The sequence below is a fragment of the Bradyrhizobium sp. MI1.7 genome (assembly GCF_055811795.1).
The window spans coordinates 123,447-148,483 of sequence record NZ_JBVVPO010000001.1; the positions used below are offsets into that span (position 1 = coordinate 123,447).

The 25,037-nt window shown below is 63.7% G+C and carries 34 protein-coding genes; 10 read left to right on the plus strand and 24 right to left on the minus strand.

The annotated features are described in order from the left end of the window. Positions 1–233: 233 nt before the first annotated feature. The gene (locus AC0L3X_RS00595; RefSeq protein ID WP_063983730.1) at positions 234–1,853 is read right to left on the minus strand and encodes a peptide chain release factor 3; all 1,620 of its coding nucleotides are present in this window, start codon (positions 1,851–1,853) and stop codon (positions 234–236) included. A 158-nt stretch (positions 1,854–2,011) separates the two neighbouring features. Here AC0L3X_RS00595 and sugE point away from each other — a divergent pair, with 158 nt between their 5' ends. Continuing rightward, entirely contained in the window at positions 2,012–2,326 is a 315-nt protein-coding gene (sugE, locus tag AC0L3X_RS00600; RefSeq protein ID WP_231144876.1) for a quaternary ammonium compound efflux SMR transporter SugE, read from the plus strand. On the opposite strand, the gene AC0L3X_RS00605 is transcribed toward sugE, so the two are convergent. The 7 genes from AC0L3X_RS00605 to AC0L3X_RS00635 form a co-directional block, all read right to left on the minus strand. Next, on the minus strand, positions 2,319–3,326 hold the full coding sequence (locus AC0L3X_RS00605; RefSeq protein ID WP_063983731.1) for an inorganic phosphate transporter: 1,008 nt from the start codon (positions 3,324–3,326) through the stop codon (positions 2,319–2,321). The genes sugE and AC0L3X_RS00605 overlap by 8 nt on opposite strands. Before the next feature lie 15 nt (positions 3,327–3,341). Further along, positions 3,342–3,986 carry a DUF47 domain-containing protein gene (locus AC0L3X_RS00610; RefSeq protein ID WP_014495845.1) on the minus strand — a complete coding sequence of 215 codons (645 nt, stop codon included), beginning with the start codon at positions 3,984–3,986 and terminating at the stop codon, positions 3,342–3,344. 156 nt (positions 3,987–4,142) lie between these two features. After that, positions 4,143–5,111: a branched-chain amino acid ABC transporter permease gene (locus tag AC0L3X_RS00615; protein ID WP_135215252.1), complete on the minus strand. Its 969-nt coding sequence runs from the start codon at positions 5,109–5,111 to the stop codon at positions 4,143–4,145. Between the two features lies 1 nt (position 5,112). Further along, positions 5,113–5,976, minus strand: coding sequence for a branched-chain amino acid ABC transporter permease (locus AC0L3X_RS00620; protein WP_063983732.1), 864 nt, complete (start codon positions 5,974–5,976; stop codon positions 5,113–5,115). A 72-nt stretch (positions 5,977–6,048) separates the two neighbouring features. Continuing rightward, entirely contained in the window at positions 6,049–7,269 is a 1,221-nt protein-coding gene (locus AC0L3X_RS00625) for an ABC transporter substrate-binding protein (RefSeq protein WP_063983733.1), read from the minus strand. A gap of 48 nt (positions 7,270–7,317) precedes the next feature. Continuing rightward, complete coding sequence (locus AC0L3X_RS00630) at positions 7,318–8,064, minus strand: ABC transporter ATP-binding protein (RefSeq protein ID WP_063983734.1); 747 nt, start codon at positions 8,062–8,064, stop codon at positions 7,318–7,320. Beyond that, the gene (locus AC0L3X_RS00635) at positions 8,057–8,812 is read right to left on the minus strand and encodes an ABC transporter ATP-binding protein (RefSeq protein WP_063983735.1); all 756 of its coding nucleotides are present in this window, start codon (positions 8,810–8,812) and stop codon (positions 8,057–8,059) included. Before AC0L3X_RS00635 ends, AC0L3X_RS00630 begins: the two co-directional genes overlap by 8 nt. A 302-nt stretch (positions 8,813–9,114) precedes the next feature. Between AC0L3X_RS00635 and AC0L3X_RS00640 the strand changes: the two genes are divergently transcribed. Continuing rightward, positions 9,115–9,807: a hypothetical protein gene (locus AC0L3X_RS00640; RefSeq protein WP_063983736.1), complete on the plus strand. Its 693-nt coding sequence runs from the start codon at positions 9,115–9,117 to the stop codon at positions 9,805–9,807. A 23-nt stretch (positions 9,808–9,830) separates the two neighbouring features. Here the strand turns inward: AC0L3X_RS00640 and AC0L3X_RS00645 are convergent, their stop codons facing one another. Beyond that, positions 9,831–10,184, minus strand: a complete 354-nt coding sequence (locus tag AC0L3X_RS00645; RefSeq protein WP_014495852.1) for an ArsC family reductase — start codon at positions 10,182–10,184, stop codon at positions 9,831–9,833. A 104-nt stretch (positions 10,185–10,288) separates the two neighbouring features. On the opposite strand from AC0L3X_RS00645, the gene AC0L3X_RS00650 reads away from it, so the two are divergent. The 3 genes from AC0L3X_RS00650 to AC0L3X_RS00660 all read left to right on the plus strand — a co-directional run bounded on the left by AC0L3X_RS00650 (position 10,289) and on the right by AC0L3X_RS00660 (position 12,291). Continuing rightward, entirely contained in the window at positions 10,289–10,660 is a 372-nt protein-coding gene (locus tag AC0L3X_RS00650; RefSeq protein ID WP_063983737.1) for a tRNA-binding protein, read from the plus strand. 212 nt (positions 10,661–10,872) lie between these two features. Further along, complete coding sequence (locus tag AC0L3X_RS00655) at positions 10,873–11,505, plus strand: TetR/AcrR family transcriptional regulator (protein WP_063983738.1); 633 nt, start codon at positions 10,873–10,875, stop codon at positions 11,503–11,505. A 3-nt stretch (positions 11,506–11,508) separates the two neighbouring features. Beyond that, the gene (locus AC0L3X_RS00660) at positions 11,509–12,291 is read left to right on the plus strand and encodes a sulfite exporter TauE/SafE family protein (RefSeq protein ID WP_283018677.1); all 783 of its coding nucleotides are present in this window, start codon (positions 11,509–11,511) and stop codon (positions 12,289–12,291) included. Positions 12,292–12,293: 2 nt separating this feature from the next. On the opposite strand, the gene AC0L3X_RS00665 is transcribed toward AC0L3X_RS00660, so the two are convergent. The 11 genes from AC0L3X_RS00665 to AC0L3X_RS00715 all read right to left on the minus strand — a co-directional run bounded on the left by AC0L3X_RS00665 (position 12,294) and on the right by AC0L3X_RS00715 (position 20,510). Next, positions 12,294–12,998: a glutathione S-transferase family protein gene (locus AC0L3X_RS00665; RefSeq protein ID WP_231144874.1), complete on the minus strand. Its 705-nt coding sequence runs from the start codon at positions 12,996–12,998 to the stop codon at positions 12,294–12,296. Between the two features lie 92 nt (positions 12,999–13,090). Next, positions 13,091–13,234: a hypothetical protein gene (locus AC0L3X_RS00670; RefSeq protein WP_167768104.1), complete on the minus strand. Its 144-nt coding sequence runs from the start codon at positions 13,232–13,234 to the stop codon at positions 13,091–13,093. 118 nt (positions 13,235–13,352) lie between these two features. Beyond that, positions 13,353–14,018 (minus strand): DUF429 domain-containing protein, encoded by a 666-nt coding sequence (locus tag AC0L3X_RS00675; protein WP_063983740.1) that lies wholly within the window; start codon positions 14,016–14,018, stop codon positions 13,353–13,355. Between the two features lie 28 nt (positions 14,019–14,046). Next, entirely contained in the window at positions 14,047–14,394 is a 348-nt protein-coding gene (locus tag AC0L3X_RS00680; protein ID WP_028157609.1) for a carboxymuconolactone decarboxylase family protein, read from the minus strand. Positions 14,395–14,397: 3 nt separating this feature from the next. After that, positions 14,398–14,919, minus strand: a complete 522-nt coding sequence (locus AC0L3X_RS00685) for an RNA polymerase sigma factor (RefSeq protein WP_063983741.1) — start codon at positions 14,917–14,919, stop codon at positions 14,398–14,400. Continuing rightward, positions 14,916–15,125 (minus strand): YgaP family membrane protein, encoded by a 210-nt coding sequence (locus AC0L3X_RS00690; protein WP_063983742.1) that lies wholly within the window; start codon positions 15,123–15,125, stop codon positions 14,916–14,918. Before AC0L3X_RS00690 ends, AC0L3X_RS00685 begins: the two co-directional genes overlap by 4 nt. A gap of 95 nt (positions 15,126–15,220) precedes the next feature. Further along, complete coding sequence (locus AC0L3X_RS00695; RefSeq protein WP_187387725.1) at positions 15,221–16,405, minus strand: serine hydrolase domain-containing protein; 1,185 nt, start codon at positions 16,403–16,405, stop codon at positions 15,221–15,223. Positions 16,406–16,478: 73 nt separating this feature from the next. Next, the gene (locus AC0L3X_RS00700; protein ID WP_063983744.1) at positions 16,479–17,168 is read right to left on the minus strand and encodes a GNAT family N-acetyltransferase; all 690 of its coding nucleotides are present in this window, start codon (positions 17,166–17,168) and stop codon (positions 16,479–16,481) included. Between the two features lie 4 nt (positions 17,169–17,172). Then, positions 17,173–17,520, minus strand: coding sequence for a Lin0512 family protein (locus AC0L3X_RS00705; RefSeq protein WP_063983745.1), 348 nt, complete (start codon positions 17,518–17,520; stop codon positions 17,173–17,175). 181 nt (positions 17,521–17,701) lie between these two features. Continuing rightward, the gene (locus AC0L3X_RS00710) at positions 17,702–19,366 is read right to left on the minus strand and encodes an acetolactate synthase large subunit (RefSeq protein ID WP_063983746.1); all 1,665 of its coding nucleotides are present in this window, start codon (positions 19,364–19,366) and stop codon (positions 17,702–17,704) included. 250 nt (positions 19,367–19,616) lie between these two features. Then, a complete protein-coding gene (locus AC0L3X_RS00715; RefSeq protein ID WP_063983747.1) occupies positions 19,617–20,510 on the minus strand; it encodes a LysR family transcriptional regulator in 894 nt (297 codons plus the stop codon). A gap of 117 nt (positions 20,511–20,627) precedes the next feature. Here AC0L3X_RS00715 and AC0L3X_RS00720 point away from each other — a divergent pair, with 117 nt between their 5' ends. Further along, positions 20,628–20,855, plus strand: coding sequence for a tautomerase family protein (locus AC0L3X_RS00720; RefSeq protein WP_014495867.1), 228 nt, complete (start codon positions 20,628–20,630; stop codon positions 20,853–20,855). Here the strand turns inward: AC0L3X_RS00720 and AC0L3X_RS00725 are convergent. The 3 genes from AC0L3X_RS00725 to AC0L3X_RS00735 form a co-directional block, all read right to left on the minus strand. Next, on the minus strand, positions 20,842–21,486 hold the full coding sequence (locus AC0L3X_RS00725; protein WP_063983748.1) for an O-methyltransferase: 645 nt from the start codon (positions 21,484–21,486) through the stop codon (positions 20,842–20,844). The two genes, AC0L3X_RS00720 and AC0L3X_RS00725, sit on opposite strands and share 14 nt — an antisense overlap. A 19-nt stretch (positions 21,487–21,505) precedes the next feature. Further along, positions 21,506–22,132, minus strand: coding sequence for a PadR family transcriptional regulator (locus AC0L3X_RS00730; protein WP_063983749.1), 627 nt, complete (start codon positions 22,130–22,132; stop codon positions 21,506–21,508). 128 nt (positions 22,133–22,260) lie between these two features. Further along, a complete protein-coding gene (locus AC0L3X_RS00735) occupies positions 22,261–22,812 on the minus strand; it encodes a carboxymuconolactone decarboxylase family protein (RefSeq protein WP_063983750.1) in 552 nt (183 codons plus the stop codon). Between the two features lie 68 nt (positions 22,813–22,880). Here AC0L3X_RS00735 and AC0L3X_RS00740 point away from each other — a divergent pair, with 68 nt between their 5' ends. Both AC0L3X_RS00740 and AC0L3X_RS00745 read left to right on the plus strand, forming a co-directional pair. Beyond that, the gene (locus tag AC0L3X_RS00740) at positions 22,881–23,234 is read left to right on the plus strand and encodes an MmcQ/YjbR family DNA-binding protein (RefSeq protein ID WP_063983751.1); all 354 of its coding nucleotides are present in this window, start codon (positions 22,881–22,883) and stop codon (positions 23,232–23,234) included. Between the two features lie 100 nt (positions 23,235–23,334). After that, positions 23,335–23,490 (plus strand): hypothetical protein, encoded by a 156-nt coding sequence (locus AC0L3X_RS00745; RefSeq protein ID WP_094184234.1) that lies wholly within the window; start codon positions 23,335–23,337, stop codon positions 23,488–23,490. 77 nt (positions 23,491–23,567) lie between these two features. Here the strand turns inward: AC0L3X_RS00745 and AC0L3X_RS00750 are convergent, their stop codons facing one another. Continuing rightward, a complete protein-coding gene (locus tag AC0L3X_RS00750) occupies positions 23,568–24,038 on the minus strand; it encodes a MarR family winged helix-turn-helix transcriptional regulator (protein WP_063983752.1) in 471 nt (156 codons plus the stop codon). 148 nt (positions 24,039–24,186) lie between these two features. On the opposite strand from AC0L3X_RS00750, the gene AC0L3X_RS00755 reads away from it, so the two are divergent. Next, positions 24,187–24,588 (plus strand): Ohr family peroxiredoxin, encoded by a 402-nt coding sequence (locus AC0L3X_RS00755; RefSeq protein WP_063983753.1) that lies wholly within the window; start codon positions 24,187–24,189, stop codon positions 24,586–24,588. Between the two features lie 31 nt (positions 24,589–24,619). After that, positions 24,620–25,033, plus strand: a complete 414-nt coding sequence (locus AC0L3X_RS00760) for a cupin domain-containing protein (RefSeq protein WP_473316179.1) — start codon at positions 24,620–24,622, stop codon at positions 25,031–25,033. Positions 25,034–25,037: the final 4 nt, after the last annotated feature.

Consider the following 25,037-nt stretch of genomic DNA (forward strand, 5'->3'; position numbering starts at 1 on the left):
TGATGCGAGCTCAAAATGACACACCCACAACCGGGGCATTGCAAACGAACGCGCCACGCCTCCGGCTGTTCACCTGCTCGGGTTTAGTCACGGTGTCGTCGCCCGGCTTGACCGGGCGACCCAGTACTCCGAGACGGCGGTGATGGAATCGAGAGGCTGCGGCGTACTGGATTCCCCGCCTTCGCGGGGAATGACAGCGGAGTGTGGCCACGCAGCAGCGCGCGGAGTACGCCCTACCCCTTCTTCTTGACGTCCTTGACGTTCGTGAACTCGATGCCCTCGGCGCGCTCCCTGGCGTAGCCGAGATAGAACTCGTTTCTCGCCAGATACACGGGATCGCCGTCGACATCGTCGGCGATGCTCGAGGTGTTGGCGGCGATGAAAGTGTCGAGCTTCTTGCGATCTTCGGATGAGACCCACCGGGCGAGCTGGAACTCGCTGACCTCGAACTCGACGGGCAGCGAATATTCCGCCTCGAGCCGTGCCTTCAGCACGTCAAGCTGCAGCGCGCCGACCACGCCGACCAGCGCCGGTGCGCCGTCGCGCGGGCGGAACACCTGCACCACGCCCTCTTCGGACATTTGCTGAAGCGCTTCCTTCAGCTTCTTCGCCTTCATCGCGTCGGTGAGACGCACGCGGCGGACGATTTCCGGCGCGAAGCTCGGCACGCCGACGAAGGTGAAATCCTCGCCCTCGGTCAGGGTGTCGCCGATGCGCAGCGTGCCGTGATTGGGAATGCCGACGACGTCGCCGGCGAAGGCTTCGTCCGCGACCGACCGGTCCTGTGCGAAGAAGAATTGCGGGCTCGACAGCGGCATGCTCTTGCCGGTGCGCACCAGCTTCGCCTTCATGCCGCGGCTGAGCTTGCCGGAGCACAGGCGCGCAAAAGCAATGCGGTCGCGGTGGTTCGGATCCATGTTCGCCTGGATCTTGAACACGAAGGCGCTCATGCGCGGGTCGGTCGCCTCGACCTTGCGCTGGTCGCTCTCCTGCGCGCGCGGCTCCGGCGCGAACTTGCCGAGGCCTTCCAGGAGGTCGCCGACGCCGAAATTGCGCAGCGCGCTGCCGAAATAGACCGGCGTCAGATGCCCCTCGCGAAAGGCGGCGAGTTCGAACGGTTTCGAGGCCTCGGTGACAAGCTCGAGCTCGTCCTTGACCGCGCCGACATCGAGGTTGGCGTTGAGCTTGCCGAGCTCGGCGATCTCGATCTGCTGTGCAGCGCCGGTCTTGGCGCCGCCGCCTTCGAGCAGACGCACGCCGCCATTGGCAACGTCATAGGTGCCGAGGAAATCGCGGCCGCGGCCGACCGGCCAGGTCATCGGCGTGGTGTCGAGCGCGAGCGTCTTCTCGATCTCGTCGAGCAGCTCGAACACGTCGCGGCTCTCGCGGTCCATCTTGTTGATGAAGGTGATGATCGGAATGTCGCGCAGGCGGCAGACTTCGAACAGCTTTCGGGTGCGCGCCTCGATGCCCTTGGCAGCGTCGATCACCATGACGGCGGAGTCGACGGCCGTGAGCGTACGGTAGGTGTCCTCCGAAAAGTCCTCGTGGCCCGGCGTGTCCAGCAGATTGAACACGAGACCCTCGAACTCGAACGTCATGACCGAGGTCACGACCGAGATGCCGCGCTCGCGCTCGATCTTCATCCAGTCCGAACGGGTGTTGCGCCGCTCGCCCTTGGCCTTGACCTGGCCGGCGAGATTGATGGCGCCGCCGAACAGCAGCAGTTTCTCGGTCAGCGTGGTTTTGCCCGCGTCCGGGTGGGAGATGATCGCGAAGGTGCGCCGCCGCGCCACCTCGGTGGCAAGCGGGGAACGGGCCGGCGAGTCGGCTGATATGGCGATGTCGGACATGGCGGGAGCGTTTGGCAGGGAAAATGGGCCTGATCAAGCCTCATGTGGTGATTGCGGAGCCCTACGGCCAGCCCCATATCCGCTCCCGGGGAGGACGGCCTCCCCCCTCATCAGCATATCCGCCGCGGGGACGACCCTGCCTTGAATGGAGGGTCGTCATGGCCTGGAGCATCCTGTTCGTCGCCGGTCTTCTCGAGATTACCTGGGCGATCGGCCTGAAATACACCGAGGGTTTTACCAAGCTTGTTCCGTCCGTCATCACGCTCGCGGCGATGGCCGGCAGCGTCATCCTGCTCGGTTTAGCCCTCAAATCGCTGCCCGTCGGAACCGCCTATGCGGTCTGGACCGGCATCGGCGCGGTCGGTACCGCCACGCTTGGCATCATTCTGTTCGGCGAGCCGGCCACGGCGTTCCGCCTCGCCAGCATTGGGCTGATCGTCGCCGGCATCGCAGGGCTGAAATTCGTCACCTGACGAGAATCTGGACCGCCCACCAGGTCAGCGCCGCGACAATGGCCGAGGCCGGGATCGTGATCACCCAGGCATAGACGATCGAGCTCGCGACGTTCCAGCGCACCGCCGAGACGCGGCGGGCCGCGCCGACGCCGACGATCGCGCCGGTAATGGTGTGGGTGGTCGAGACGGGAACGCCGAGGAAGGTCGCCATGAACAGCGTCGCGGCGCCGCCGGTCTCGGCGCAAAAGCCCTGCATCGGCGTCAGCTTGGTGATGCGCAGGCCCATGGTGCGGACGATACGCCAGCCGCCCATCAGCGTGCCCAGCGCCATCGCGGCCTGGCAGGACAGCACCACCCAGAACGGCACCGAGAATTCACCGCCGAGATGCCCCTGCGAATAGAGCAGCACGGCGATGATGCCCATGGTCTTTTGGGCGTCATTACCGCCATGGCCGAGCGAATAGAGCGAGGCGGAGGCGAATTGCAGGATGCGGAAGGCGCGATCAACCGCGAACGGCGTCGAGCGCACCGAGAGCCAGGACACGATCGCGACCAGCATCATCGCGAGCAGGAAACCGACCAGCGGCGACAGCACGATCGCCAGCACCGCCTTGGACAGTCCGCTCCACACCGCAGCCGAGATCCCCGCCTTGGCCATGCCGCCGCCGACGAGACCGCCGATCAGCGCATGCGACGACGAGGATGGGATGCCGAGCCCCCAGGTCACGAGGTTCCAGACGATCGCGCCGACGAGCGCCGCGAAGATCACCTGGGCGTCGACGACCGCGGGATCGATGATGCCGGTGCCGATGGTCTGGGCAACATGCAGCCCGAACACCATGAAGGCGATGAAATTGAAGAACGCGGCCCAGAGCACCGCGAATTGCGGCCGCAGCACGCGGGTCGAAACGATGGTCGCGATCGAATTGGCGGCGTCGTGCAGGCCGTTCAGGAAGTCGAACAGCAGCGCGACGGCGATCAAGCCGACGAGGACAGGAAGTCCGAGCGCAGCATCCACGGCGCGACCCCTGCCCTAAACTTGCTCGATGACGATGCTGTTGATCTCGTTCGCGACGTCGTCGAAACGGTCGGCCACCTTTTCGAGATGGTCGTAGATCTCGACGCCGACGATGAAATCCATCGCGCTACCATCACGGTGCTTGAGAAACAGCTCCTTCAGCCCGATGTCGTGGAGATCGTCGACCCGACCCTCGAGCTTGCCTAGCTCTTCCGTGATCGCGGTCAGCATCGCGACGTTCGGGCCGATCGACTGCATCAGCGGCAACGCGCGCCCCACGAGATTGGCGCATTCGATCAGCAGTCCGCCAATCTCCCGCATCGGCGGCTCGAAGGTGCGCACCTCGAACAGCATCACGGCCTTGGCCGTCTGCTGCATCTGGTCGATGGCATCGTCCATCGAGGTGATCAGGTTCTTGATGTCGCCGCGGTCGAAGGGGGTGATGAAGGTGCGGCGCACCGCCGTCAGCACCTCACGGGTGATGTTGTCGGCGTCGTTCTCGAACTGGTTGACGCGCTGACAGTAGACCGGCGTCTCCTCTCCCCCGTTGAGCATGCCCTGGAGCGCGATCGAGCCCTGGATCACCGTCTGTGCATGGCGGTCGAACAGGTCGAAGAACCGTTCTTCCTTGGGCAGGAAAGCGCGAAACCATCGCATCATGGGGATAGGCTACCGGTTGGAAATGGCCCGGCCCGAATAGGCCGTCACAAAACTGTCATAGACCATTTCCGCTCCGCGCGCGTGTCATCTCACGCCCGCGGAGCAGGATCATCCACCGGATTCGCGCACCAATGAAATTGGTGCGATATCAAAGGTTTATAGCGAGCGCCGGAAGTAATGAGCGATTTCGCCGATGACGCCGCGGCGGAAGGTGAGCACGCAGACCACGAAGATCGAGCCCTGGATCACCGTCACCCATTGGCCAAAACCCGCCAGATATTGCTGCATGGCGATGATCGCGAAGGCACCAACCACGGGGCCGAAGATGGTGCCGAGACCGCCAACCAGCGTCATCAGCACGACCTCGCCCGACATCGTCCAGTGCACGTCGGTGAGCGAGGCATTCTGCGCCACGAACACCTTCAGCGATCCGGCAAAGCCGGCCAGCGTGCCGGACAGGACGAAAGCCAGGAATTTATATTGGTCGGTCCGGTAGCCGAGCGAGATCGCGCGCGGCTCGTTCTCGCGGATCGACTTCAGCACTTCACCGAACGGCGAGTTGATGATGCGGTAGATCAGCAGGAAGCCGGCGAGGAAGCCGGCCAACACGACGTAATAAAGCACCGTCGGCTTGGAGAGATCGAGCAAGCCGAACATCCGCCCCTGCGGAATGCCCTGAATGCCGTCCTCACCATGGGTGAACGGCGCCTGGAGGTAGATGAAGTACAGGAGCTGCGACAGCGCCAGCGTGATCATCGAGAAATAGATGCCCTGGCGGCGGATCGAGATATAGCCGGTGATGAGCGACAGCCCGAACGCCGCGGCGATTCCAACGAGGATGCCGAGCTCCGGCGGCAACGCCCACACTTTCAGCGCGTGCGCGCTGCAATAGCCGGCGGTGCCCATGAACATTGCGTGGCCGAACGACAACAGGCCGCCATAGCCGATCAGCAGGTTGAAGGCGCAGGCAAGCAGCGCAAAGCACAGCGCCTGCATCACGAAGAACGGATAGACGCCCGTGAAGGGCACCGACGCCAGCAGCAGCGCCATCACCACGAACACGACCATCTCGTCACGCATCGCGCGCGGGGTTACCGGCAGCGTGTCGTCCGTCAAGGCTGTCATATCAGGCCGCCCTTCCCGTCAGTCCCGTTGGCTTCACCAAGAGCACCAGCACCATCAGCACGAACACGACGGTGTTGGAGGCCTCGGGGTAGAAATACTTGGTCAGGCCCTCGATCACACCGAGCGCAAAGCCGGTGATGATGGAGCCCATGATTGATCCCATGCCGCCGATCACGACCACCGCGAACACGACGATGATGAGGTCGGCGCCCATCAACGGCCGCACCTGGTTGATCGGCGCCGAGAGCACACCGGCGAGCGCGGCAAGGCCGACGCCGAGACCGTAGGTCAGCGTAATCATGCGCGGCACGTTGATGCCGAAAGCGCGCACCAGCGTCGGATTTTCAGTGGCAGCGCGCAGGTTAGCACCGAGCCGCGTCTTCTCGATCAGGAACCAGGTGGCGATACACACCACCAGCGAGAAGATGACGACCCAGCCGCGATAGATCGGCAGGAACATGAAGCCGAGATTCATGCCGCCCTTGAGCTGGTCCGGAATCGCATAAGGCAGACCGGAGGAGCCGAAATAGTTCTGGAACACGCCCTGCACGATCAGCGCGATCCCGAAGGTCAGGAGCAGGCCGTAGAGGTGGTCGAGCCCCGTCAGCCATTGCAGCATGGTCCGTTCCAGGATCATGCCGAAGATGCCGACGATAACAGGCGCGATCAGCAGCGCCCACCAGTAGTTGATGCCGCCGAGGCTCAGCAGGAAATAGGCAACGAACGCGCCCATCATGTAGAGCGCGCCGTGGGCGAAATTGATGATGTTGAGCATGCCGAAGATCACGGCAAGCCCGAGACTGAGCAGCGCGTAGAACGAGCCGTTGATCAATCCCACCAGTAGCTGAGCGTAAAGAGCCTGCATCGATCCCGCACCCGGTCCCTTCGGCGTTGCCTGAAAATCGCCCGCAGGCCTGATGGCCTGCGGGCGGTTATCTTACTTCTTCAAGAGCGCGCACTTGCTCTCGGACAGCGGCGTGAAAGCCTGGTCGCCCGGCACGGTGCCGACCAGCTTGTAGAAGTCCCACGGCCCCTTGGACTCCGAGGGCTTCTTCACCTCGAACAGGTAGGCGCTGTGGATGGTGCGGCCGTTCGGCTGGATCTCGCCCTTGCCGAACAGGTCGTCCTCCGTCGGCAACGACTTCATCTTCTCGACGACCTTGACGCCGTCATGGGGATTGCCGCCGAGCGCTTCCAGCGTCTTGAGATAGTGACGCACGCCCGCATAGACGCCGGCCTGCACCATGGTGGGCGGCGCGTTGTTCTTCATCTTCTCGGAGAAGCGCTTGGAGAACGCCCGGGTCTGGTCGTTCATGTCCCAGTAGAAGGTCTCGGTGAAGTTGAGGCCCTGCGCGGTCTCGAGACCGATCGCCTTGACGTCGGTGAGGAACAGCAGCAACGCCGCGAGCTTCTGGCCACCCTTGACGATGCCGAACTCGGCCGCCTGCTTGATCGAGTTGGTGGTGTCGCCGCCGGCATTGGCAAGGCCGATGATCTTGGCCTTGGAAGCCTGTGCCTGCAGCAGGAACGAGGAGAAGTCCGGCGTGTTGAGCGGATGCTTGACGCCGCCGACCACCTTGCCGCCGTTGGCGGTGACCACGGCCGTGGTGTCGCGCTCGAGCGCCGCACCGAAGGCGTAGTCCGCGGTCAGGAAGAACCAGCTGTCGCCACCGGCCTTCACCAGCGCCTGCCCCGTGGTATGGGCCAGCATGTAGGTGTCGTAGGTCCAGTGCACCGTGTTGGGCGAGCACTGCGCGTTGGTGAGGTCCGAGGTCGCGGCGCCCGAGTTGATGTAGACGCCATTCTTTTCCTTGATGACGTTGTTGACGGCGAGCGCCACGCCGGAATTCGGCACGTCGACGATGATGTCGACCTTGTCGACGTCGAACCATTGCCGCGCGATCGCGGTGCCGATGTCGGGCTTGTTCTGGTGATCGCCGGAGATGATGTCGATCTTCCAGCCCTTCGCCGCAAGGCCGGAATCTTCGACGGCCATCTGGGCGGCGAGCGTCGAGCCGGGACCGCCGAGGTCGGCGTAGAGGCCGGACTGATCGGACAGCGCGCCGATCTTGACGGTCTTGTCCTGCGCAAAGGCTACGCCAGCCGTGGTGACGGCCAACGCCGTGCCGAGCAGAAACGACGCAATCGACTTTTTCATGCTACTTCCCTCGTGAATTTTCTCGTGGCCGTTTGACGCTTGGCCGTCTTAGACGCCGAGATAGGTGTGGAGCTTGTCCATGTTGGCGGCAAGCTCCGAATTGGAAAATCCGTCAATGATCTTGCCGTGCTCGACCACGTAGTAGCGGTCGGCGACGGTGGATGCGAACCGGAAGTTCTGCTCGACCAGGAGGATGGTAAAACCCTCCTTCTTGAGCCGTGCAATGGTGTGGCCGATCTGCTGGATAATGACAGGCGCAAGACCTTCGGTCGGCTCGTCCAGCATCAGGAAGCTCGCGCCGGTGCGCAGGATGCGCGCGATCGCGAGCATCTGCTGCTCACCGCCGGAGAGCTTGGTGCCCTGGCTGTTGAGACGTTCCTTCAGATTCGGAAACAGATCGAAGATCTGCTCGAGCGGCAATCCACCCGGGCGAACCACCGGCGGCAGCAACAAATTCTCCCGCACATCGAGACTGGAGAAAATGCCGCGTTCCTCCGGGCAGAACGCGATGCCCATCCGCGCGATCTTGTCGGAGGTCGCGCGGATGATGTCCTGGTTGTTGAACTTCACCGAGCCGGTCCGCTTGCCGATGATGCCCATGATCGACTTCAGCGTGGTCGTCTTGCCGGCGCCGTTGCGGCCGAGCAGCGTAACCACCTCGCCCGCGTTCACGTCGAAATTGATCCCGTGCAGGATGTGGGACTCGCCGTACCACGCTTCCAGGTTGCGGACCTGGAGGATGTTGCCGCCGGTTGCGGCTTTTGCGGGAGCGTCCGCGGTTGCAGTCTCACGCATGACCGGCTCCCAGATAGGCTTCCTTGACGCGCTCGTCCTTGGTGAGCTCGCTGTAATGGCCTTGCGCCAGCACCTGCCCGCGCGTCAGCACGGTGATGATGTCGGAGAGATTGGCCACGACGCTCAGATTATGCTCGACCATCAGGATGGTGTACTTCGCGGAGATGCGCTTGATCAGCGCCGCGATCTTGTCGATGTCCTCGTGGCCCATGCCGGCCATCGGCTCGTCCAGCAACATCATCTCGGGGTCGAGCGCGAGCGTCGTTGCGATCTCGAGCGCGCGCTTGCGGCCGTAGGCCATCTCGACCGCGGGCGTATTGGCAAACTCGCTGAGGCCGACATCGTTCAACAGTTCACGCGCGCGATCGTTGAAGCGGTTGAGCACGGACTTGGAGCGCCAGAAATCGAAGGAACTGCCGTGCTGGCGCTGGAGCGCGACGCGAACGTTTTCCAGCGCGGTGAGATGCGGAAATACCGCCGAGATCTGGAATGAACGGACCAGTCCAAGGCGCGCCACGTCGGCTGGCGCCATCGCCGTGATGTCCTGCCCCTTGTACAGAATTTTGCCGGCGGACGGTTTGAGGAACTTGGTCAAAAGATTGAAGCACGTCGTCTTGCCCGCCCCGTTCGGGCCGATCAACGCGTGAATGCTCCCACGGCGAACCTTGAGCGCAACGTCGCGGACGGCGAAGAAGCCCGCGAACTCCTTGGTCAAGCCTTCCGTTTCGAGAATGAACTCATCGGCCAAACAGATTTCCCCCTGCCCGCACAATACGCGTGGCTGTCCTTAGTTACTTCGGCTTTCCGGGGGCCTTGGAGCCTGTCCCGGAACGTCGCCTCCGGGCGCGGAATATGCCGGAGGTGACGGGGGTTAGGCAAGGCGGAAAGCTGAGCAGATCAGGTCTCCGGCCGGGAGGCTTATGCTCCCTTAGTCGGACGCGTTTTGATGTCGCCTGCCCGGCCTCCCGGTTCGCAAGGCACCGGTCATCAAGCCGTCGTTAACGGTCTTTCATCCCGCGCGCCAGCCTTCATAGAAAATTTTCCCGCCGCATGGATCATGCGCGGGTTTTATGCGTCGGGAATATTGTCTTGGAAATTGCCTTGGATTTTGCAAGCGCCGCTCCTTCTGTCGTCAAGTCGATCAGGCAGCGTGATCTCCTGAACACGTGGCTGCGACTTTATGCGCGCGGGCAGATGGTGCCGGCGATCTGGGAGTATCAGCCCGCGCGGCTCGAGGAAGAGCTGTCCGATCTCATCTATTATACCGTCGACATCTCGGCGCCGACGCCGCGCCTCATCATCCAGAGCGAGGGCACGCGCATCTCGCGCGCCTATGGACAGACCGGCAAAGGCGTTCTGCTCGACGACTATATCGGGCCGCGCCTCGCACCCTTCGTGATGCCGATCTATTATGAATGTGTGGCGCGCGGCCTTCCGGTCTACAGCGTGGCCGACGTCGACGACATCTATGGCCGCGTGGTTGCCTATGAACGGCTGCTGCTGCCGTTCCAGACCGACGGCAAGGTCTGCCACGTCATCGCCTCGCTCAAGACGTTCTGCGAGGACGGCGGCTTCGAGATCAAGAATCTGATGCGCGGAAATGACGCGCTGCCGCGCCCGAAACTGCGCGCGGTGATCGACCGCGATCTCTTCCATCGCGCCCCCGGCCGGATCGCCGCCGCCGACGTCGTCGAGTTCGCCGATCAGCCGGGCGTCACCACCGAAATCGTCGAGCTGAACTAGGGTCAGCGCGATTTCGCGCCGACTTACTTGGCCTTGACTTCCTTGGCATAGATATCCGGCTTGAAGCCGACCAGAAGCTTGCCGCCGACTTCGAGCACCGGCCGCTTGATCATCGATGGTTGCGCTAGCATCAGCGCCAGCGCCTTCTTCTCGGTGAGGCCTTCCTTGTCGGAATCCGGCAGCTTCTTGAAGGTCGTGCCGGCGCGATTGAGCAGCGTCTCCCAGCCAGCCTTGTCGCTCCACTGCTTGAGCTTGTCCTTCTCGACGCCCGCCGCCTTGTAGTCGTGGAACTCGTAGGCGACGCCATGGGTGTCGAGCCAGGCGCGCGCCTTCTTCATGGTGTCGCAGTTCTTGATGCCGTAGATGATGTTGGGCAAGACCTTCCTCGCGCATGCGTCGTTGGATGACTGCAGCGTTGTACGAAACTCCGGTTCGCGCGACAACATCGCGAACGAACCTCGCTCTCCGAACGGATACATCAATGCACGTCACTCACGATCCCGCCGCGGCCGTGTCGCCAACCATCGACTTCAACAGCTTCCTCGCGGTCGATATCCGCGTCGGCACCATCGTCGATGCAAAACCGTTCCCGGAGGCACGCAAGCCGGCCTGGCGGCTGTGGATCGACTTCGGTCCCGCGATCGGCGTGCGCAAGAGCTCGGCCCGGATCACCGAAAATCATCCGCTCGAGACGCTGGTGGGGCAGCAGGTCGCGGCCGTCGTGAACTTCCCGCCGCGACAGATCGGCCCGGTCGTCTCCGAGGTGTTGACGCTCGGCTTCCCCGATGCCGAGGGCAAGGTCGTGCTGGTGCAGCCGAGCAAGCCTGTGCCGAACGGCGGACGGCTGTTCTAGCCGCGCGATCGCCGGCCGGGCCGCCGCACCTCAGCCACGGCCCCGGCAACGGTTTGATCCTCCTGTTTCCGGACCGTCTGGACTTGACCAAGATCGCCTTTGATAATAAAAATGACTGACTGATCGTTTTTTATTAATACCCGGCTTCATAGGTGCCGCATCAGGCAAACGCTCAAAACGACCGATCTGTCAGTTATTTATGGACGGCCAAAATGCCCAAGATCAGCGACAAGCAACGCGAAGGTAGGCGGCAGCAGATCCTCGAAGCGGCCCTTGCCTGCTTCGCCGAGCAAGGCTTTCATCAGACCGGCATGGCCGACATCGTCAAACGGTCGGGCTTGAGCCACGGCGCGGTCTATCTCTACTTCCAGAGCAAGGACGATTTGATCGAGGCGCTCGCCGACGACCGGCATCGTCGCGAGGCCGTGCTCAACTCGGTGGCGCAGGGATCGGGTGATCCGATCGAAGGACTCCACGCGCTGATCCGCGTCTACGCGCAATGGCTCACCGATCCCGCCGGCGAAGCGCGGCGTCGCGTCGGCATTCACGGCTGGGCGGAGGCCCTGCGCAATCGCCGCGTCCGCACCAGCGTCGTCGAAGGCATCGACATGCCGCGCGCGCTGATCGTGGCGCTGGTCGAGCGCGGGCAGCATGACGGCCTGATCAAGCGCGACCTCGGCGCCGACGCGGTCGCACGCGTGCTCATCGCGATCTTCCAGGGCTTCGTGCTGCAGAAATGCTGGGGCGAGGATTTTGACGTCGAGGCCTGCATGGCGGCCGTCGGCGGCGTGATCGAGGGATTTCGCACGACCAAGCCTGACATCAAGCGACGGACCAGGACGTAAGCGATGTCCTGGATTCACGATCTCCTCGCAGGCATTGGCGTCGGTCTCGTCGGCGGACTGACATCGGGCTTCATGGGTACGAGCCCGGGCGGCGGGCTTGTCGTCTTCACCGTGCTGCTGCTCGGCGCGGAGCAGCATGTCGCCCAGGGGACGTCGCTGATCACGCAGGTCCCGCCCACTGGCCTCGCCGGCGTGCGCCGCTACTGGCAGAGCGGCAATCGCAGCCCGCTGCAATGGATCGCCTGGATCGGCCTCGGATTTCTCGTCGGCGGTGCGGGCGGCGGTTACGCCGCGGCGGCGGTCTCCGACTCGGTGCTGCAATGGACCTACGTCGTCTATCTCGTCGCGCTGATCGCCCTTCTGATCCTGCGCCGCGACCGCAAGGACGGGAGCCACGCGGCCGTTGACCGAGACGTACTGCCTTGGCTCCCCCTGCTCCTCATCGGCGCGCTTGCCGGGTTTTCCTCCGGCTTCATGGGCATCGGCGGCGGGCTCGCGATCACCGTCGGCCTCGCCGCGGGCCTACGCGTCCCGCAGCACCAGGCGCAACTCGTCAGCCTCATCTTCTCGGTCATCCCGACCAACATTCCGGCGGCCTGGATCTACTGGAGCAAGGGGCTCATGGTCGGCTGGCCGGCGATCGTCGGGATTCTCGCCGGCCTCTGGATCGGCACCGATCTCGGCGCACGCGCGGCCAACGGCGTCAGCAAAGCGGTGCTGCACAGGGGCATGATCGCCCTCATCTCGGTGATGGCGCTCTACATGACGCATAAGGCGCTGACCTGATTCTACGGCCGCTTCGGAATGTTCAGCCCGCGCTGCACGGCAGGACGCGCCAGCCCCCGTTCGAGCCAGGCACCGACCGACTTGAACTGGCTGAATTCGACGAGATCGCCGGCGCCGTAGAAACCGATGAGATTGCGCACCCAGCCGAGCATGGAGATATCGGCGATGGTGTAGTCGTCATCCATGAACCACTGCCGGCCGGAAAGATGCGTCTCCATCACGCCGAGCAGACGCTTGGCCTCGCTGACATAGCGGTCGAGCGGCCGCTTGTCCTCGAAATCCTTGCCGGCGAATTTGTGGAAGAAGCCGACCTGGCCGAACATCGGCCCGATGCCGCCCATCTGGAAATGCACCCACTGGATGGCCTGGTAGCGGCGCGCGGCGTCCTCCGGCAGAAGCTTGCCGGTCTTCTCGGCGAGGTATTGCAGGATCGCCCCGGACTCGAACAGCGGCAGCGGCCGGCCGCCCGGACCGTTGGGATCGAGGATCGCCGGAATCTTGCCGTTCGGATTGAGTGAGAGGAATTCCGCCGTCTTCTGGTCGTCCTTGCCGAAGTCGACGAGGTGGACCTCGTAAGGCAGACCGATCTCTTCCAGCATGATCGACACCTTGACGCCGTTCGGCGTCGGCAGCGAATAAAGCTGAAGCAACTCCGGATGCCTGGCAGGCCAGCGCTTGGTGATGGGAAAGGCGGACAGATCAGGCATCGGGACCCCGGCTTCGTTCGTGAGATGCCGCCTAATCTAGGCGAGCCGTCGAACGGCGCAAGGCCGAGCAGTGATCATGCATCGAAGCCGGACTACAGGGGCCGCAGCAGATGCCTGGCGGCGTACGCGATATCGCGCTGCGCGCGTTGCTCGATGAAGAGCTGCCCGGTGACGAGCAGCGTTCCGGTGAAAATGAGCGCGAGCATCGCGGTCGCGAACTGACTGGCATCCTTCATCGCACGAGCTTCTCCGTCATCGGTTCGCACGGGGAACGCGGGCCGACCGTCGACAGTTCCTGCACGCCTCAAACAAATTGCCACTTTATCCCGAATCGAGGCGCGCGAGGCCGCGACCTCAATAATTGATCTCCATCCGCAGTCCGCGCGGATCGACCTCTTCGCCGCCGACACGCTGTGTGCTGTCGCGGGCCGCGACCGCGCAGGCACAGGCATCGATGAGATCGTCGCGGCCGATGCCGGTGCCATGACGCTGCGTCAGCCATGTCTCCAGGCGCGTGAAGCCGCGTTGCGCCAGCAGCGCGATGCGCTGCTCACGACCTTGCGCCGACGTCTTCTTCGGAAGAAGGACGCACCCTGCCAGATTCCAGAAAATCAATTCCGGATGCGCTTCGCCAATTGTCGCCTGGCGCACCGGCGTCATGATCTCGTCGACGTCCCTGATCTTCTCCCTGATGTTCCAGAGCTGCGCCGACACGCCCCTGCCCTTGCCTTCCCGCTCCCAATAGTGGCGATTGGCCGTCGCCATGTCGGGAAATGTCCAGAGATCGCGGCGCGCGCCAAGAAACACGGCAGGGCCGACCAGCTCGCGTGCACGCAAGTCGCAGGCTCGATAGCCGCTTGGCTTCAATCCGATCGGCATGTCGATCATCGCACGCGCATGCGGCATCGCAAGCAAGCGCGTCAGGCCCGGCGAATAATCAAAGCCATGATCGCCGCGCTCGTCGATCCAGGCTGCGACCCAGCCGAAGCGAAATCCATCGAGACCGAGATAGTTTGGCAAATCATGCGTCCCGACGTCGACAAGACATCTATGCTTCTCCCTCGTCTCGATGGCGCTCGAACAAGCGCTGCGCCAGCAGCGCATGGCCGAGCGTACCCCCGGCGCGCACGGCCGCGGCGATCAATGCCGCTTCGGCGACTTCCTCCCGCGTCGCGCCGGCTTTCGCTGCCTGCGCCGTATGCACGTCCAGGCAATAGGCACATTGCGTGGTGAGCGCGACCGCGAGCGAGATCAGCTCGCGATATTTCGGCGGGATCAATCCGTCCTTGCGCTCGACCGCGTGGTTGAACGCAAGGAACGCGTTGGCCTCGACCGGCGCGAGCGCCACGAAAGCCGGGACAGACTTCAGATCGTCAGGCGTTTGATAATCGGTCATGTCTCACCTCGTCAGATATTCGCGCATCAAGGCGCGGGCGCGATGCAGGCGCGCCTTCACAGTCTGCCTGGACGCTCCGAGCGCGGCGGCGATTTCGTCGATGGTCATTTCCTTGACGTCCCGCATCAGCGCGACATCGCGATAATGCGCCGGCAACGCTTCGAACGCAGCCGCCACGTCAAGACGCAAATCCGCTTCGGAGCGCGACAGCAGCAGGGCCTCCGCCTCGCCGTCGTCGATCGATGGCGCAAGCCCCGCCTTGCGCGCGAGCCGCAGACATTCGCGGCGGACCACGCTGAACAGCCACGCGGAAAAGGCGACGAGCGAGCGGATCGTGCCGACATGGCGGAACAGGATCCACATCGCCTCCTGGGTTGCATCCTCGGCATCCGCCGAGCTGCGGCAGGTGGCGCGTGCGTAGCGGCGGATATCCGGCTGCGCCGTCTCGAGCAGAGACGCGATCGCCTGGGGATCGCCGAGCCGGGCCGCCTCGAACAGGCTTGACGAGATCGCCGCCGCACTCACGACACGCCTCCTCGTCCGATCCCGGCCATCGCGCACATCGGGCAATAGCCGACGAGCCCCGTCAGTGCGAAGCCTGCGCCACCGAGCGCCACCAGCCACGCCGCGACGCCGGTGAGAAAAACGAATGCGGCAATCGCAACCGCAATTCCGAGCGCAACCCGCACCGCCTGATGCAGACCACCGATATTCTTCCTGTAGAATGCCATCACATCCTCCGAAATGAGCCGAAGCAAAATGCCTCGACCATCAGGAGGACGCGAAGACCCAAAAGGATTCGCGGGGGCGTGAACTTTTTTCGCGGTCAGCCCCCGACCGCCTGATAGGCCAGGCGCTTGAACTCGAAGAAGAACGGGTTCCAGAAGCCCATATGGCGCTGGGCCATCAGCACGCCGGCGGTGTTGGCCTGCGGACAAATCCACCAATGGGTGCCGGCAAGCCCACCCCACTGGAATTCGCCGGTCGAATTCGGGGGATCGAACGGCGTCGGCGCAAAGGTGACGGCGCCGCCGAGACCAAAGCCCTTGCCGGGGATCGGCCCGAGATTGGCAAATCGGATGGTCTGGCCCGCGGGCAACTGGTTCGTCATCATCTGCCGCAGCGTGTCCGGCTTCAGCAGCGCATCCGGACCGGGGAGCAGCGCGCGTACCAGCGCGAGCATGTCGGGCAAGGTCGAGACCAGACCGCCGCCGCCCGAGAGCCGCGGAAACGGCCGCCGATAGGCCTGCGGATAAGGGAGATTGTCGGCCCGCGTCAGGCCCGGCTTCATCGGATCGAGCACGTCGGCGCCGGTATAGAGTGCAACCAGCCTGCCCTGCTGTGCCTCAGGCACTGAGAAGCCCGTATCGACCATGCCGAGGCGATCGAAGATGCGCGCCTTGAGGAAGGTGTCGAGCGCATGGCCGGAGACGACCTCGACCACGCGGCCGAGCACGTCGGTCGCCACCGAATATTCCCAGCCCGCGCCGGGATGATAGGACAGCGGCAGATCGGCGAGCTTGTCGATCATGTCGGTCAGCGGCGTGAGCGGATTGAGCACGCGCGCCTCGTTATAGCCTTTGAACAGCACGGTGCCGGGATCGAAGATGCCGTAGCTGAGACCCGAGCTGTGGGTCAGCAGCTGGCGGATCGTGATCGGGCTCTTCGCCGGCTCGACATCGGCAAGGCTCGCGGCACCCTGCTTCAGCACCTTGCGATTGCCGAGCTGCGGCAGGAATTTCTCGACGGGATCATCAAGCCCGATGCGGCCCTCCTCGACCAGCAGCATGATCGAAGACGTCACGAAGATCTTGGTGTTGGAGAACGCGCGAAAGATGTGGTCGGGCCGGAGCGCGGCTTTTGCCTCGCCATCGGCGAAGCCGACGCATTGCTGATCGACGACATCGCGCCCCCGCAGCACCGCCCAGGACACGCCTGGAATGATCTCCTGATCGACGTAGCGCTGCATCGCCGTCCGCGCGGCGGAAAAATCAGGTGTTCTGGCGTCCATGTGTTTCCCCCAAATTATGGTTAGGATGGATATAGCGCGAATTCGTGGGAAATGAAGACCGTCCGATCGGCCCTCAAATCTTCATCAGCGCCGTGACGTGCAGCCGGCGACGGATCTTCATGCCCTGCCGTTCGTACAGCGCAATCGCCGAGGCGTTATGAGAAAACACGTGCAGGAACGGCATTTCGCCGCGCGCCTCGATCCGGCGCGCGACCGCCGCGAGCAGCGCCTGCGCGTAGCCGCGCCCACGATAGTCCGGATGCACGCAGACGGCCGTCATCTCGACGAACTTTCCCGGCTTCATCCGCTCGCCCGTCATCGCGACCAATTCTCCACCAACGCGAATGCCAAGGAAGGTGCCGAGCTCATGGGTGCGCAACGCGAACGGACCAGGCTTGGTCAGCTCCGTCAGCGCCATCATGGCGGCGACGTCGGCCGCGCTCAATTTGACGATTTCGGCATCGCGAAGCGGGCTGTCGGCCGGCGAGCCGATCATCTGCTCGCCGGTCTCCGCCAGAACGACCTTGAAATTGGCGGGAACGTCGACCGGCTCCGGCGTGAACAGCGCGGCAACCTGCGAGCCCGCCAGGAGATCACCGAGCGCGGCGAAGCTTGCCTCGGACATGTCGACCATGTCGGCAAACGGTGTCATGTCCACGGGATAGCGCCGCGCGCGCGGGCCGCCCTCCGCCAGATGCTTCTGGCTGGTCGTCAGCGCGCTCCAGATCGGACGATCCAGTAGCCGCTCATCGCTGTCGGACACCGGCCTAGTCCTTGTCGAAGCTGACGATGACGGCGGCGTTGGCGATGAGGATAGGATCGTTGGCCACTTCCGTGGCCGAGGGAATCTCCAGCCCGCCCTTGACCGCAGTTACGGTCACCGTGCCGTAAGGCAGCTCCTTCGCAACGGCGTCCTTGTCCACCGCCTCAGGGTTGGGCACCGCAATCGTGACATCGACGAACATGTCGTTCGCTGTCTTCCCGATCATCCGGAAGAAGCCGAGGCTCGAATGCCTGATGGCATCCGACACCGCACGCTTCGCCGCCTTGGTGGCGTCCCTGCCGTGGACGTCGACGCCCATGCCCATCTCGGTGATACAGCGAACGCGAGTCATTTCATAATTCCTGTGGTTGGTTGAGCTACGTTGATGCAGGTTGTTATCGGATTTTGGCTGATCAGCATACTCCGTCATTGCGAGGAGCAAAGCGACGAAGCAATCCAGACTGCCTCCGCGGAAAGATTCTGGATTGCTTCGCTGCGCTCGCAATGACGATGTGGCGAGAGCATCGACCACATCACGCTTTCGCCTTCTCATGCGCCCGCAGCTCGTCGACCAGCACGCGCACATTCTCCGAATAGTCGATCGGGATCACGACCAGATGCACGCCGCCCTCCTTGAAGGCCGCATCGAGCGTCGGGCCGAAGCTGTCGATGCTCTCGATGCGATGTCCTTTGGCACCGTAGGCCTTCGCGTAAAGGACGAAATCGGGATTGCCAAAGGTCATGCCGTAATCGGCGAAGTGATCGACGGCCTGCTTCCAGCGGATCATGCCGTAGGCGTTGTCCTCGAGCACCAGCACGACCAAATTGAGCTTGAGGCGGACGGCGGTCTCCATCTCCTGGCTGTTCATCATGAAGCCGCCGTCGCCGGCAACCGCGAGCACGCGGCGCTCGGGATAGAGCATCGCGGCCATCATGGCCGACGGCAGACCGGCGCCCATCGTCGCCAGCGCATTGTCGAGCAGCAGCGTGTTGGCGACGCGGGTTCGGTAGTTGCGCGCGAACCAGATCTTGTACATGCCGTTGTCGAGCGCGACGATGCCATTCTCCGGGATCACCTGGCGGATGTCGTGCACGATGCGCTGCGGTGTCGGCGGCCAGCGGGCCTCGGTGGCGCGGTCGGCGATGTGCGTGAGGATCCCCTCGCGCAACGGCAACAGCGCCGCCGCCTGCGGCAGCTTGCCTTCGAGCCGGTCGGCGAGCAGCTCCAGGCTCGGGCCGACGTCGCCGACGACCTCGGCATCGGGGAAATAGACCAGCTCGACGCTGGCCGGCGTGTAGCTGACGTGAATGACCTTCGGTCCCGACGGCCCCATGATGAAGGGCGGCTTCTCGATCGGGTCATGGCCGATCGCCACGATCAGATCGGCTGCGTCGATCGCGTCGTGGACATAGTCGCGCTCTGATAGCGCCGCCGTGCCCATGTAGAGATTGGTGCCGCCGGGCACCGTGCCCTTTCCCATCTGTGTCGTGAAAAACGGAATGCCGGTTCGCCGCACGAAGCTGGCGATGCCGTGGGTCGAGCGCGGCCGGCTGGTCGCAGCTCCCATCATCACCAATGGACGTCTTGCGGCCAGGATCATCTCGGCCGCACGGTCGAGCGCGGCGCGATGGGCCACCGGAATTTCAATCGGATGGACCGGGATCACGGGGACGGCGGGCACTTCGTCGCCCGCGATGTCCTCGGGCAGCTCGAGATGCACCGGCCCCGGCCGTTCCTCCATCGCCACGCGAAAGGCATCGCGCACCACGGTCGGAATGCTGGAGGCGCTGATGATCTGCCGAGAGAGCTTCGTCAGCGGCTTCATGGTCGCAACCACGTCCACGATCTGAAAGCGCGCCTGCCGGCTGCTCATGATCGGCTTCTGGCCGGTGATCAAGATCATCGGCATCGCGCCGAGATGGGCATAGGCGGCGCCCGTGGACAGGTTGAGCGCGCCCGGGCCGAGCGTTGAGAGACACACTCCCGGCCTGCCGGTCAGCCGACCGTGCGTGGCGGCCATGAAGGCCGCGGCCTGCTCGTGACGGGTCAGGACCAGCTCGATCTTGGAGGTGCGCAGCGATTCGACCAGGTCGAGATTTTCCTCCCCGGGGATACCGAAGATGCGATCGACGCCCTCGTTCTCCAGCGCCGCCACAAACAGGTCCGATCCTTTTGCCTTGCGTTCCTGCCCGCTCATGTCGCCTCCGCTCGCTGTGCGTCCCGTGGTCGGGAGCGGTCACATGGTAGCGGCTCGTGGCGCAGGCACAACTCACAAAGAGGCGGGCGATTGTTCCAACATCGTCAATACGATCGCAGCGAAGCAATCCAGAATCTTTCCGCGGAATTTCTGGAATTGCTCCGCCGCGCTCGCAACGACGCCGTTTCCGAATTCCGGTAGAGCGGATTGACCGACTGTTCGGACATTTTGCCTGTCGGGCTACGAAGCTCTACAGCTTCGCCTCGGCAAAGATGCCTGATATCCAGTCGAGGAAGACGCGCAGGCGGAGCGCGAGCTGGCGGTTTTGCGGATAGAGCGCGGAGAGCGGCGTCGGCGACGGTGGATAGCCTGCCAGCACCTCGACCAGCGCACCGCTGGCGAGATCCGCTGCGAAGCGATAGCGGGGCGCCTGCGTGAGGCCGAAGCCGAGCCGCGCGAGATCGGCCATGGTGTCGGAATTGTTGACGCGAACCCTGCTTGGCAGCACGACATTGCGCAGCCCGCCGGCGATAGAAAACTCCAGCGGCAAAACATCGCCGGTGCGCGATGAGATGAACGCGACCATCTGATGGCCGTCGAGCGTATCAGGCGTCGCGGGCAAGCCGTGGCTGGCGAGATAGCCCGGGCTCGCCACCGTGATTTCCTCGACCGTCCCGAGACGGCGCAAAATCATCCCGCTGTCCTCGGGCTCTCCCGACCGGATCGCGCAATCGATGCCCTCGCGCACGAGATCGACCAGCCGATCGCCCTGCCCGATCTGCAAGTCGAGTTGCGGATGGCGCGCCAGGAATTCCGGCAGGTGCGGCAAGATGAAGGTGCGGGTCAGCAAAGGATGTGCGTCGATGCGCAGCAAGCCACGCGGTCGCGCATCGCGCATCGTGGTTTCGGCTTCCTCGACCTCCGCGAGGATGGCGACGCAGCGGCGGTAATAGTCCTCGCCGTCGAGCGTCGGCGTGACATGCCGTGTCGTCCGTTCGAGCAGGCGCGCGCCCAGCCGCGCCTCGAGCCCGCGCAAAACCTCGCTCGCCGTCGAGCGGGGAATGCCGAGGTCGGCAGCCGCAGCCGTAAAGCTCTGCCGTTCGACGAGGCGGACGAACAGGCGCATGGCGTCAAACCGGTCCATAGCCGATTGTTCACCACAGCCGACAAGTGATGACAAGTTTTTCGCGATTATCCGGTCGCGGCGATCGGGCATTCTCGAACAGGAGCAACCACACCCCATCACACGGAGAGACCCATCATGCCTTTCGCCAATATCAAGATCCCCCAGGCCGCCTTATCGCGGGCGCAGAAGGCGGAGATCGTGCACAACCTCACCGCGCTGTTCGCGCACTATTTCGGCGAAGCGGCGCGGACGCACACCATGGTGCTGATCGAGGAAGTGCCTGATGGCGGTTATGGCCGCGCCGACGAGGTGTTCGTGGTTCCCGACGCCTATCGCGCAAGCGACGCCGCTACCTCACCTTGAGGCTGAGCTCGGTGCCGCCCTTGAGCGGCAGCGTCATCGATACGAAGCCGTTGTCGGGATCGCGGATGAAATCGAGATAGTCGGGCTCGGCATTGTCGTTCATGACGTAGCCGCCGACGCGCAGCTGCGGCGCGACGATCCCGATCACCTCGCGCGCCAGCGAGGGACCGCTCTCACCCGGCCAGCCGTCGATCAGAACGAAGTCGACGGGACCGCCGAGATCGCGCAAGGTTTTTCGCGCATCGCCCTCGCGGATCTCGGCGTAGTCGGCAAGGCCGGCCTCGGCGAGATTGCGTTTGGCGGTCTCGACCTTGGCCGGCACGATCTCCGAGCCGATCACGGTGCCGCCGCCATTGTCGCGGATAGCGGCCGCGAAATAGAGCGTGGACATGCCGACCGAGGTGGCGAACTCGGCCATGCGCGTAGCACGCAAGCCACGGCACAGCAGATAGATCAGTTCGCCCTGCTCGGAATGAATCGAAAAGCCCTGCTCGGCATAGGCGTGGGGATCACGGCTGTTGAAGGAACCGCGCGGCCCGCCGCCGGCCGGCCGCTGCCGCGCGCCTTGGAGGCGCGCGAGGACGGCGTTGACGCGTGGGTCTTGAATCGGGCTGTAGGGCCGATCATTCATGTGTTGCTTCGCCTCTCAGTTATTTGCCGAGGATTTCCGCGGCGGCACGATCCAGGATCGCCGCGATGCGGCGCGCCTCGGCGGGGTCGCTGCCAAGCCTGGAACGCAGCGCGCGCTTGAGGTTGTGGCGGGCACGGTGCAATTCGTCGGAGGCGTCGGCATCGAGATCGCTGACGCCAGCAAAGGCCTCGCGCACCTCGTCCATGCGGCGACCGATCCGCGACAACGCTTGCAGGATTGCATCCGCAGTGGCGCGGTTCTCGGCGAGATGCGCCTCGCCCTGCGGCGTGATGCTGTAGAGCTTTCGACCGCCATCCTGCTCGACGCTGCTGTGGCCGACCTCTTCCAGATAAGTCAGCGCCGGATAAATCACGCCCGGGCTCGGCGTGTAGAAGCCGTCGGACCGCTCCTCGATAATCTTGATCAGCTCGTATCCATGAGCCGGCTTTTCGGCGAGCAACGCCAGGATCACGAGTTGGAGGTCCTGCGAGGACAGCCGCCTTGCGCCGGGGAAATCGCCCCCCGGGCCGCGCCCGAAGAAGCCATGCCCGCCGCGGCCGAAGCGCCGTCCGCCGCCGTGCCGGCCCATGACGAAATGAGCGAAATGCCCAAAATGGAAGTCTTTGTGGTCTCGTCCGTGGTGCATATCGTACGCCCTTTTGTAAAACATATCTTACGATATAGTTTGCGATAGACAGTCCACAACCCACGAATCTGTGATCGGGCGCCTTGGCGCCGGTCCCGGCTCGGGGGACCGGCACCGCCGGGGGCCGATTACTCCGCGGCTTCGCTGTGGGGAACGCCCTGCTCGACCTCGAGCTGAAAGATGTCGTTGAAGCGGTTGAAGGCACCGCAGAGCGCGATGCGCCAGGTCAGCTCGACGATCTGGGCTTCCGAGAAATGCGCGCGCAGGCGGGCGAATATCTCGTCGCGGGTCTTGTTCCAGTTGTTGGTGACGGCGATGGAATATTCGACGACGAGCTTGTCGAGCTCATCGAGCTCGGGATGGTCTTTGTAATCGACGAGGCGCGCGGCGCCCTCCTCAGACACGCCCTGCACCGCCAGCTTTGGTGCGTGGTGCGAGACGCAATAGTCGCATTTGTTCAGCAGCGAGACCGTGACCAGCGCGAGCTCCAGATGGCGCTTCGAGACATTGCCTTCTTCAGCAAGATCGACCAGCAGCGACCACATATGCTTGAAGATCGGCAGGCGGTGGGCCATGACACCGGCCTGGTTCTCGAACGCGCCGTAGGTCGTCATCTTGTCCCACAACGGCCTCAGCGCCTCCGGCAGATCGTCCCTGGTCTTGATCGAAACGCGCGACATGGCAATTCATCCCTGGTTGGAAGACGCATGTTGCCATAACGGCGGGCCTTCGTCTCAAGTGCGAGCGCATGACACCCAAGACATTCGAAGCCCGCTGCCTGCGCCTGGCCGCGGCCACCAAGGTGGTGCAGTGGGAAGGCACCTCCGTGTTCAAGGTCGGCGGGAAGATGTTCGCGCTCGGCGGCGGCTTTGCCGCGGGCTCCGGCGGCTACATGTTCAAGGTCTCGGACATGGCCTATGCGATGCTGATCGAGCATGGCGTGGCACGACCGGCGCCTTATCTGGCGCGCGCCAAATGGGTGCAGCTCACCAGCAACAACGCACTTCCCGATGCGGAACTCACCGCCTATCTGGCGCAGGCCCATGCCCTGATCGTCGCAAAGCTCACGCGCAAATCGCGCAAGGCGCTCGGGCTGGACTAAGCACTCTCCACAACGTGATGCGCTGATCATCGTACTCCCATTGGACTTTTGTTGCACCGCACCTAGCTCGAAGCAAAGCCCATTCGAGATGGAGTGCTCCATGAGTAAGCCCAACACCACTGCAGCCAACACTTATCGCTATGAACTCGTGCATGATGATGATGACGCCGATTTCGTCGCTTACCAGCGCCGTCGCGAAGACGGGTTCTGGCAGACTTTTGCGACCTGGATGATTCCGCGCACGGTCTGCAACTAGAGCCGCGCGCTTTTCCTCGTACTTGTATCGGAGGCGGACGCCGCCTCCGACTTTCCCAGCGGGAAGGCGCTGCCCGCTCAGCGTTTCTTCTCTCCGGCCGCCTGGGTCGCGCGCAGCAGGTTGTCGCGCAGCCGGCTCACCGTCTTCTGCACCACCGGAAAATCGTCGCCGAGGCCGGTCGCCTCGATCACGGAGTTGCCGAGATCCTGTTCGATCAGCTTTCGGCCGGCCGGCGTCAGGCTCACGCGCACCTGCCGCTCGTCGGCGGGATCGCGGTGGCGCTTGATGTAACCGATCTGCTCGAGCTTCTTCAGGATCGGCGTCAGCGTGTTGGATTCCAGGAACAGCTTGTCGCCGAGCGCGCTGACGGTCTGCTCGTCTTCGTCCAACAGCGCCACCATGGCGATGTACTGGGTGTAGGTCAGTCCCACCTTGTCGAGCAGTGGCTTGTAGGCGCGGCCGAAGGCCAGATTGGCCGAATAGACGGCGAAGCACAGGAAATTCGACAGTTTTCGGCCTTTGCCGGCAGCTTTGGCGGGACGGGACACGTGAACCTCCGCAATTCGTGATCTCCGCGTCAATATAAATCGCATCCGATTAAATCGGAAGAGCTTGACCGGACAGAGCGACGGGTTTATTTCAACGCGCATCCGATTAGATCGGACACGATCTACATCGAACCCGAAAGGATGCGCCATGACCACCGCTGCAAAGCTTCTCTTCACCGGCAAGACCCACGTCACCTCCGGCCCCGACGGCGCCGCGCACGCGAACGACGGCTCTCTCGATATCAAGCTGGCCCAGCCGCACCCGGCCGCCGAGAACCTGTTCGCTGCCGCCTGGTCGGCCTGCTACCTCGGCGCGCTCGGCCTCGCCGCCGCCCAACGCAAGGTCAAGTTGCCGAGCGAGCCGTCGGTCGACACAACGATCGACCTGAGCAACGCCAATGACGCCTTCTTTCTGCGGGCCCGTCTCGACGTCAGCGTTCCCGGCGTCGATCGCTCGGTCGCCCAGGAGCTGATCGAGACGGCGCACGGCATCTGCCCCTACTCCAAGGCTGTCCACGGCAACATCGAGGTGACCACCACCCTCGTTTGACCCGCCATCAAGCGAACATCAGGAGTCGACCATGAGCCCCTATCCATTACGAACCCTGCGCATGCTTGCGAGCGCCGCCGTGCTCGCCACCAACCTTCTCACCCTGCCGGCGGCAGCCCAGCCGGCCGGCGTCACGCGCACCGACCTCCAGCACCATGATCTCAGCGCGCCCGGTCGCGAGGCGGTCCAGGTCCGCGTCGACCTCGCGCCCGGAGTTGCGTTCGGCCGGCACAATCATCCAGGCGAGGAGATTATCTATGTGCTGATAGGCGCCATCGAATACGACGTCGAGGGCAAGCCGCCAGTGACGCTGAAGGCAGGCGACGTGCTGTTCATTCCAGCGGGAGCGGTTCATGCGGCGAAGAACGTCGGCCCGGACACCGCGAGCGAGCTTGCAACCTATGTCGTCGCCAAGGACAAGCCGCTGCTGACGCTGGTGAAGTGAGACC

What these genes read in the sequence shown, in the direction of transcription:
- AC0L3X_RS00670 (WP_167768104.1), bottom strand. Translation starts at nt 13,234, where the DNA reads ATGAAGGATGCCAGTCAGTTCGCGACCGCGATGCTCGCGCTCATTTTC.
- AC0L3X_RS00620 (WP_063983732.1), bottom strand. Translation starts at nt 5,976, where the DNA reads ATGCAGGCTCTTTACGCTCAGCTACTGGTGGGATTGATCAACGGCTCG.
- AC0L3X_RS00595 (WP_063983730.1), bottom strand. Translation starts at nt 1,853, where the DNA reads ATGTCCGACATCGCCATATCAGCCGACTCGCCGGCCCGTTCCCCGCTT.
- AC0L3X_RS00705 (WP_063983745.1), bottom strand. Translation starts at nt 17,520, where the DNA reads ATGACTCGCGTTCGCTGTATCACCGAGATGGGCATGGGCGTCGACGTC.
- AC0L3X_RS00740 (WP_063983751.1), top strand. Translation starts at nt 22,881, where the DNA reads ATGACACCCAAGACATTCGAAGCCCGCTGCCTGCGCCTGGCCGCGGCC.
- AC0L3X_RS00690 (WP_063983742.1), bottom strand. Translation starts at nt 15,125, where the DNA reads ATGGCATTCTACAGGAAGAATATCGGTGGTCTGCATCAGGCGGTGCGG.
- AC0L3X_RS00625 (WP_063983733.1), bottom strand. Translation starts at nt 7,269, where the DNA reads ATGAAAAAGTCGATTGCGTCGTTTCTGCTCGGCACGGCGTTGGCCGTC.
- AC0L3X_RS00630 (WP_063983734.1), bottom strand. Translation starts at nt 8,064, where the DNA reads ATGCGTGAGACTGCAACCGCGGACGCTCCCGCAAAAGCCGCAACCGGC.
- AC0L3X_RS00715 (WP_063983747.1), bottom strand. Translation starts at nt 20,510, where the DNA reads ATGGACCGGTTTGACGCCATGCGCCTGTTCGTCCGCCTCGTCGAACGG.
- AC0L3X_RS00710 (WP_063983746.1), bottom strand. Translation starts at nt 19,366, where the DNA reads ATGAGCGGGCAGGAACGCAAGGCAAAAGGATCGGACCTGTTTGTGGCG.
- AC0L3X_RS00735 (WP_063983750.1), bottom strand. Translation starts at nt 22,812, where the DNA reads ATGTCGCGCGTTTCGATCAAGACCAGGGACGATCTGCCGGAGGCGCTG.
- AC0L3X_RS00655 (WP_063983738.1), top strand. Translation starts at nt 10,873, where the DNA reads ATGCCCAAGATCAGCGACAAGCAACGCGAAGGTAGGCGGCAGCAGATC.
- AC0L3X_RS00725 (WP_063983748.1), bottom strand. Translation starts at nt 21,486, where the DNA reads ATGAATGATCGGCCCTACAGCCCGATTCAAGACCCACGCGTCAACGCC.
- AC0L3X_RS00755 (WP_063983753.1), top strand. Translation starts at nt 24,187, where the DNA reads ATGACCACCGCTGCAAAGCTTCTCTTCACCGGCAAGACCCACGTCACC.
- AC0L3X_RS00660 (WP_283018677.1), top strand. Translation starts at nt 11,509, where the DNA reads ATGTCCTGGATTCACGATCTCCTCGCAGGCATTGGCGTCGGTCTCGTC.
- AC0L3X_RS00730 (WP_063983749.1), bottom strand. Translation starts at nt 22,132, where the DNA reads ATGCACCACGGACGAGACCACAAAGACTTCCATTTTGGGCATTTCGCT.
- AC0L3X_RS00760 (WP_473316179.1), top strand. Translation starts at nt 24,620, where the DNA reads ATGAGCCCCTATCCATTACGAACCCTGCGCATGCTTGCGAGCGCCGCC.
- AC0L3X_RS00680 (WP_028157609.1), bottom strand. Translation starts at nt 14,394, where the DNA reads ATGACCGATTATCAAACGCCTGACGATCTGAAGTCTGTCCCGGCTTTC.
- AC0L3X_RS00650 (WP_063983737.1), top strand. Translation starts at nt 10,289, where the DNA reads ATGCACGTCACTCACGATCCCGCCGCGGCCGTGTCGCCAACCATCGAC.
- AC0L3X_RS00695 (WP_187387725.1), bottom strand. Translation starts at nt 16,405, where the DNA reads ATGGACGCCAGAACACCTGATTTTTCCGCCGCGCGGACGGCGATGCAG.
- AC0L3X_RS00720 (WP_014495867.1), top strand. Translation starts at nt 20,628, where the DNA reads ATGCCTTTCGCCAATATCAAGATCCCCCAGGCCGCCTTATCGCGGGCG.
- sugE (WP_231144876.1), top strand. Translation starts at nt 2,012, where the DNA reads ATGGCCTGGAGCATCCTGTTCGTCGCCGGTCTTCTCGAGATTACCTGG.
- AC0L3X_RS00640 (WP_063983736.1), top strand. Translation starts at nt 9,115, where the DNA reads ATGGATCATGCGCGGGTTTTATGCGTCGGGAATATTGTCTTGGAAATT.
- AC0L3X_RS00745 (WP_094184234.1), top strand. Translation starts at nt 23,335, where the DNA reads ATGAGTAAGCCCAACACCACTGCAGCCAACACTTATCGCTATGAACTC.
- AC0L3X_RS00610 (WP_014495845.1), bottom strand. Translation starts at nt 3,986, where the DNA reads ATGATGCGATGGTTTCGCGCTTTCCTGCCCAAGGAAGAACGGTTCTTC.
- AC0L3X_RS00665 (WP_231144874.1), bottom strand. Translation starts at nt 12,998, where the DNA reads ATGCCTGATCTGTCCGCCTTTCCCATCACCAAGCGCTGGCCTGCCAGG.
- AC0L3X_RS00615 (WP_135215252.1), bottom strand. Translation starts at nt 5,111, where the DNA reads ATGACAGCCTTGACGGACGACACGCTGCCGGTAACCCCGCGCGCGATG.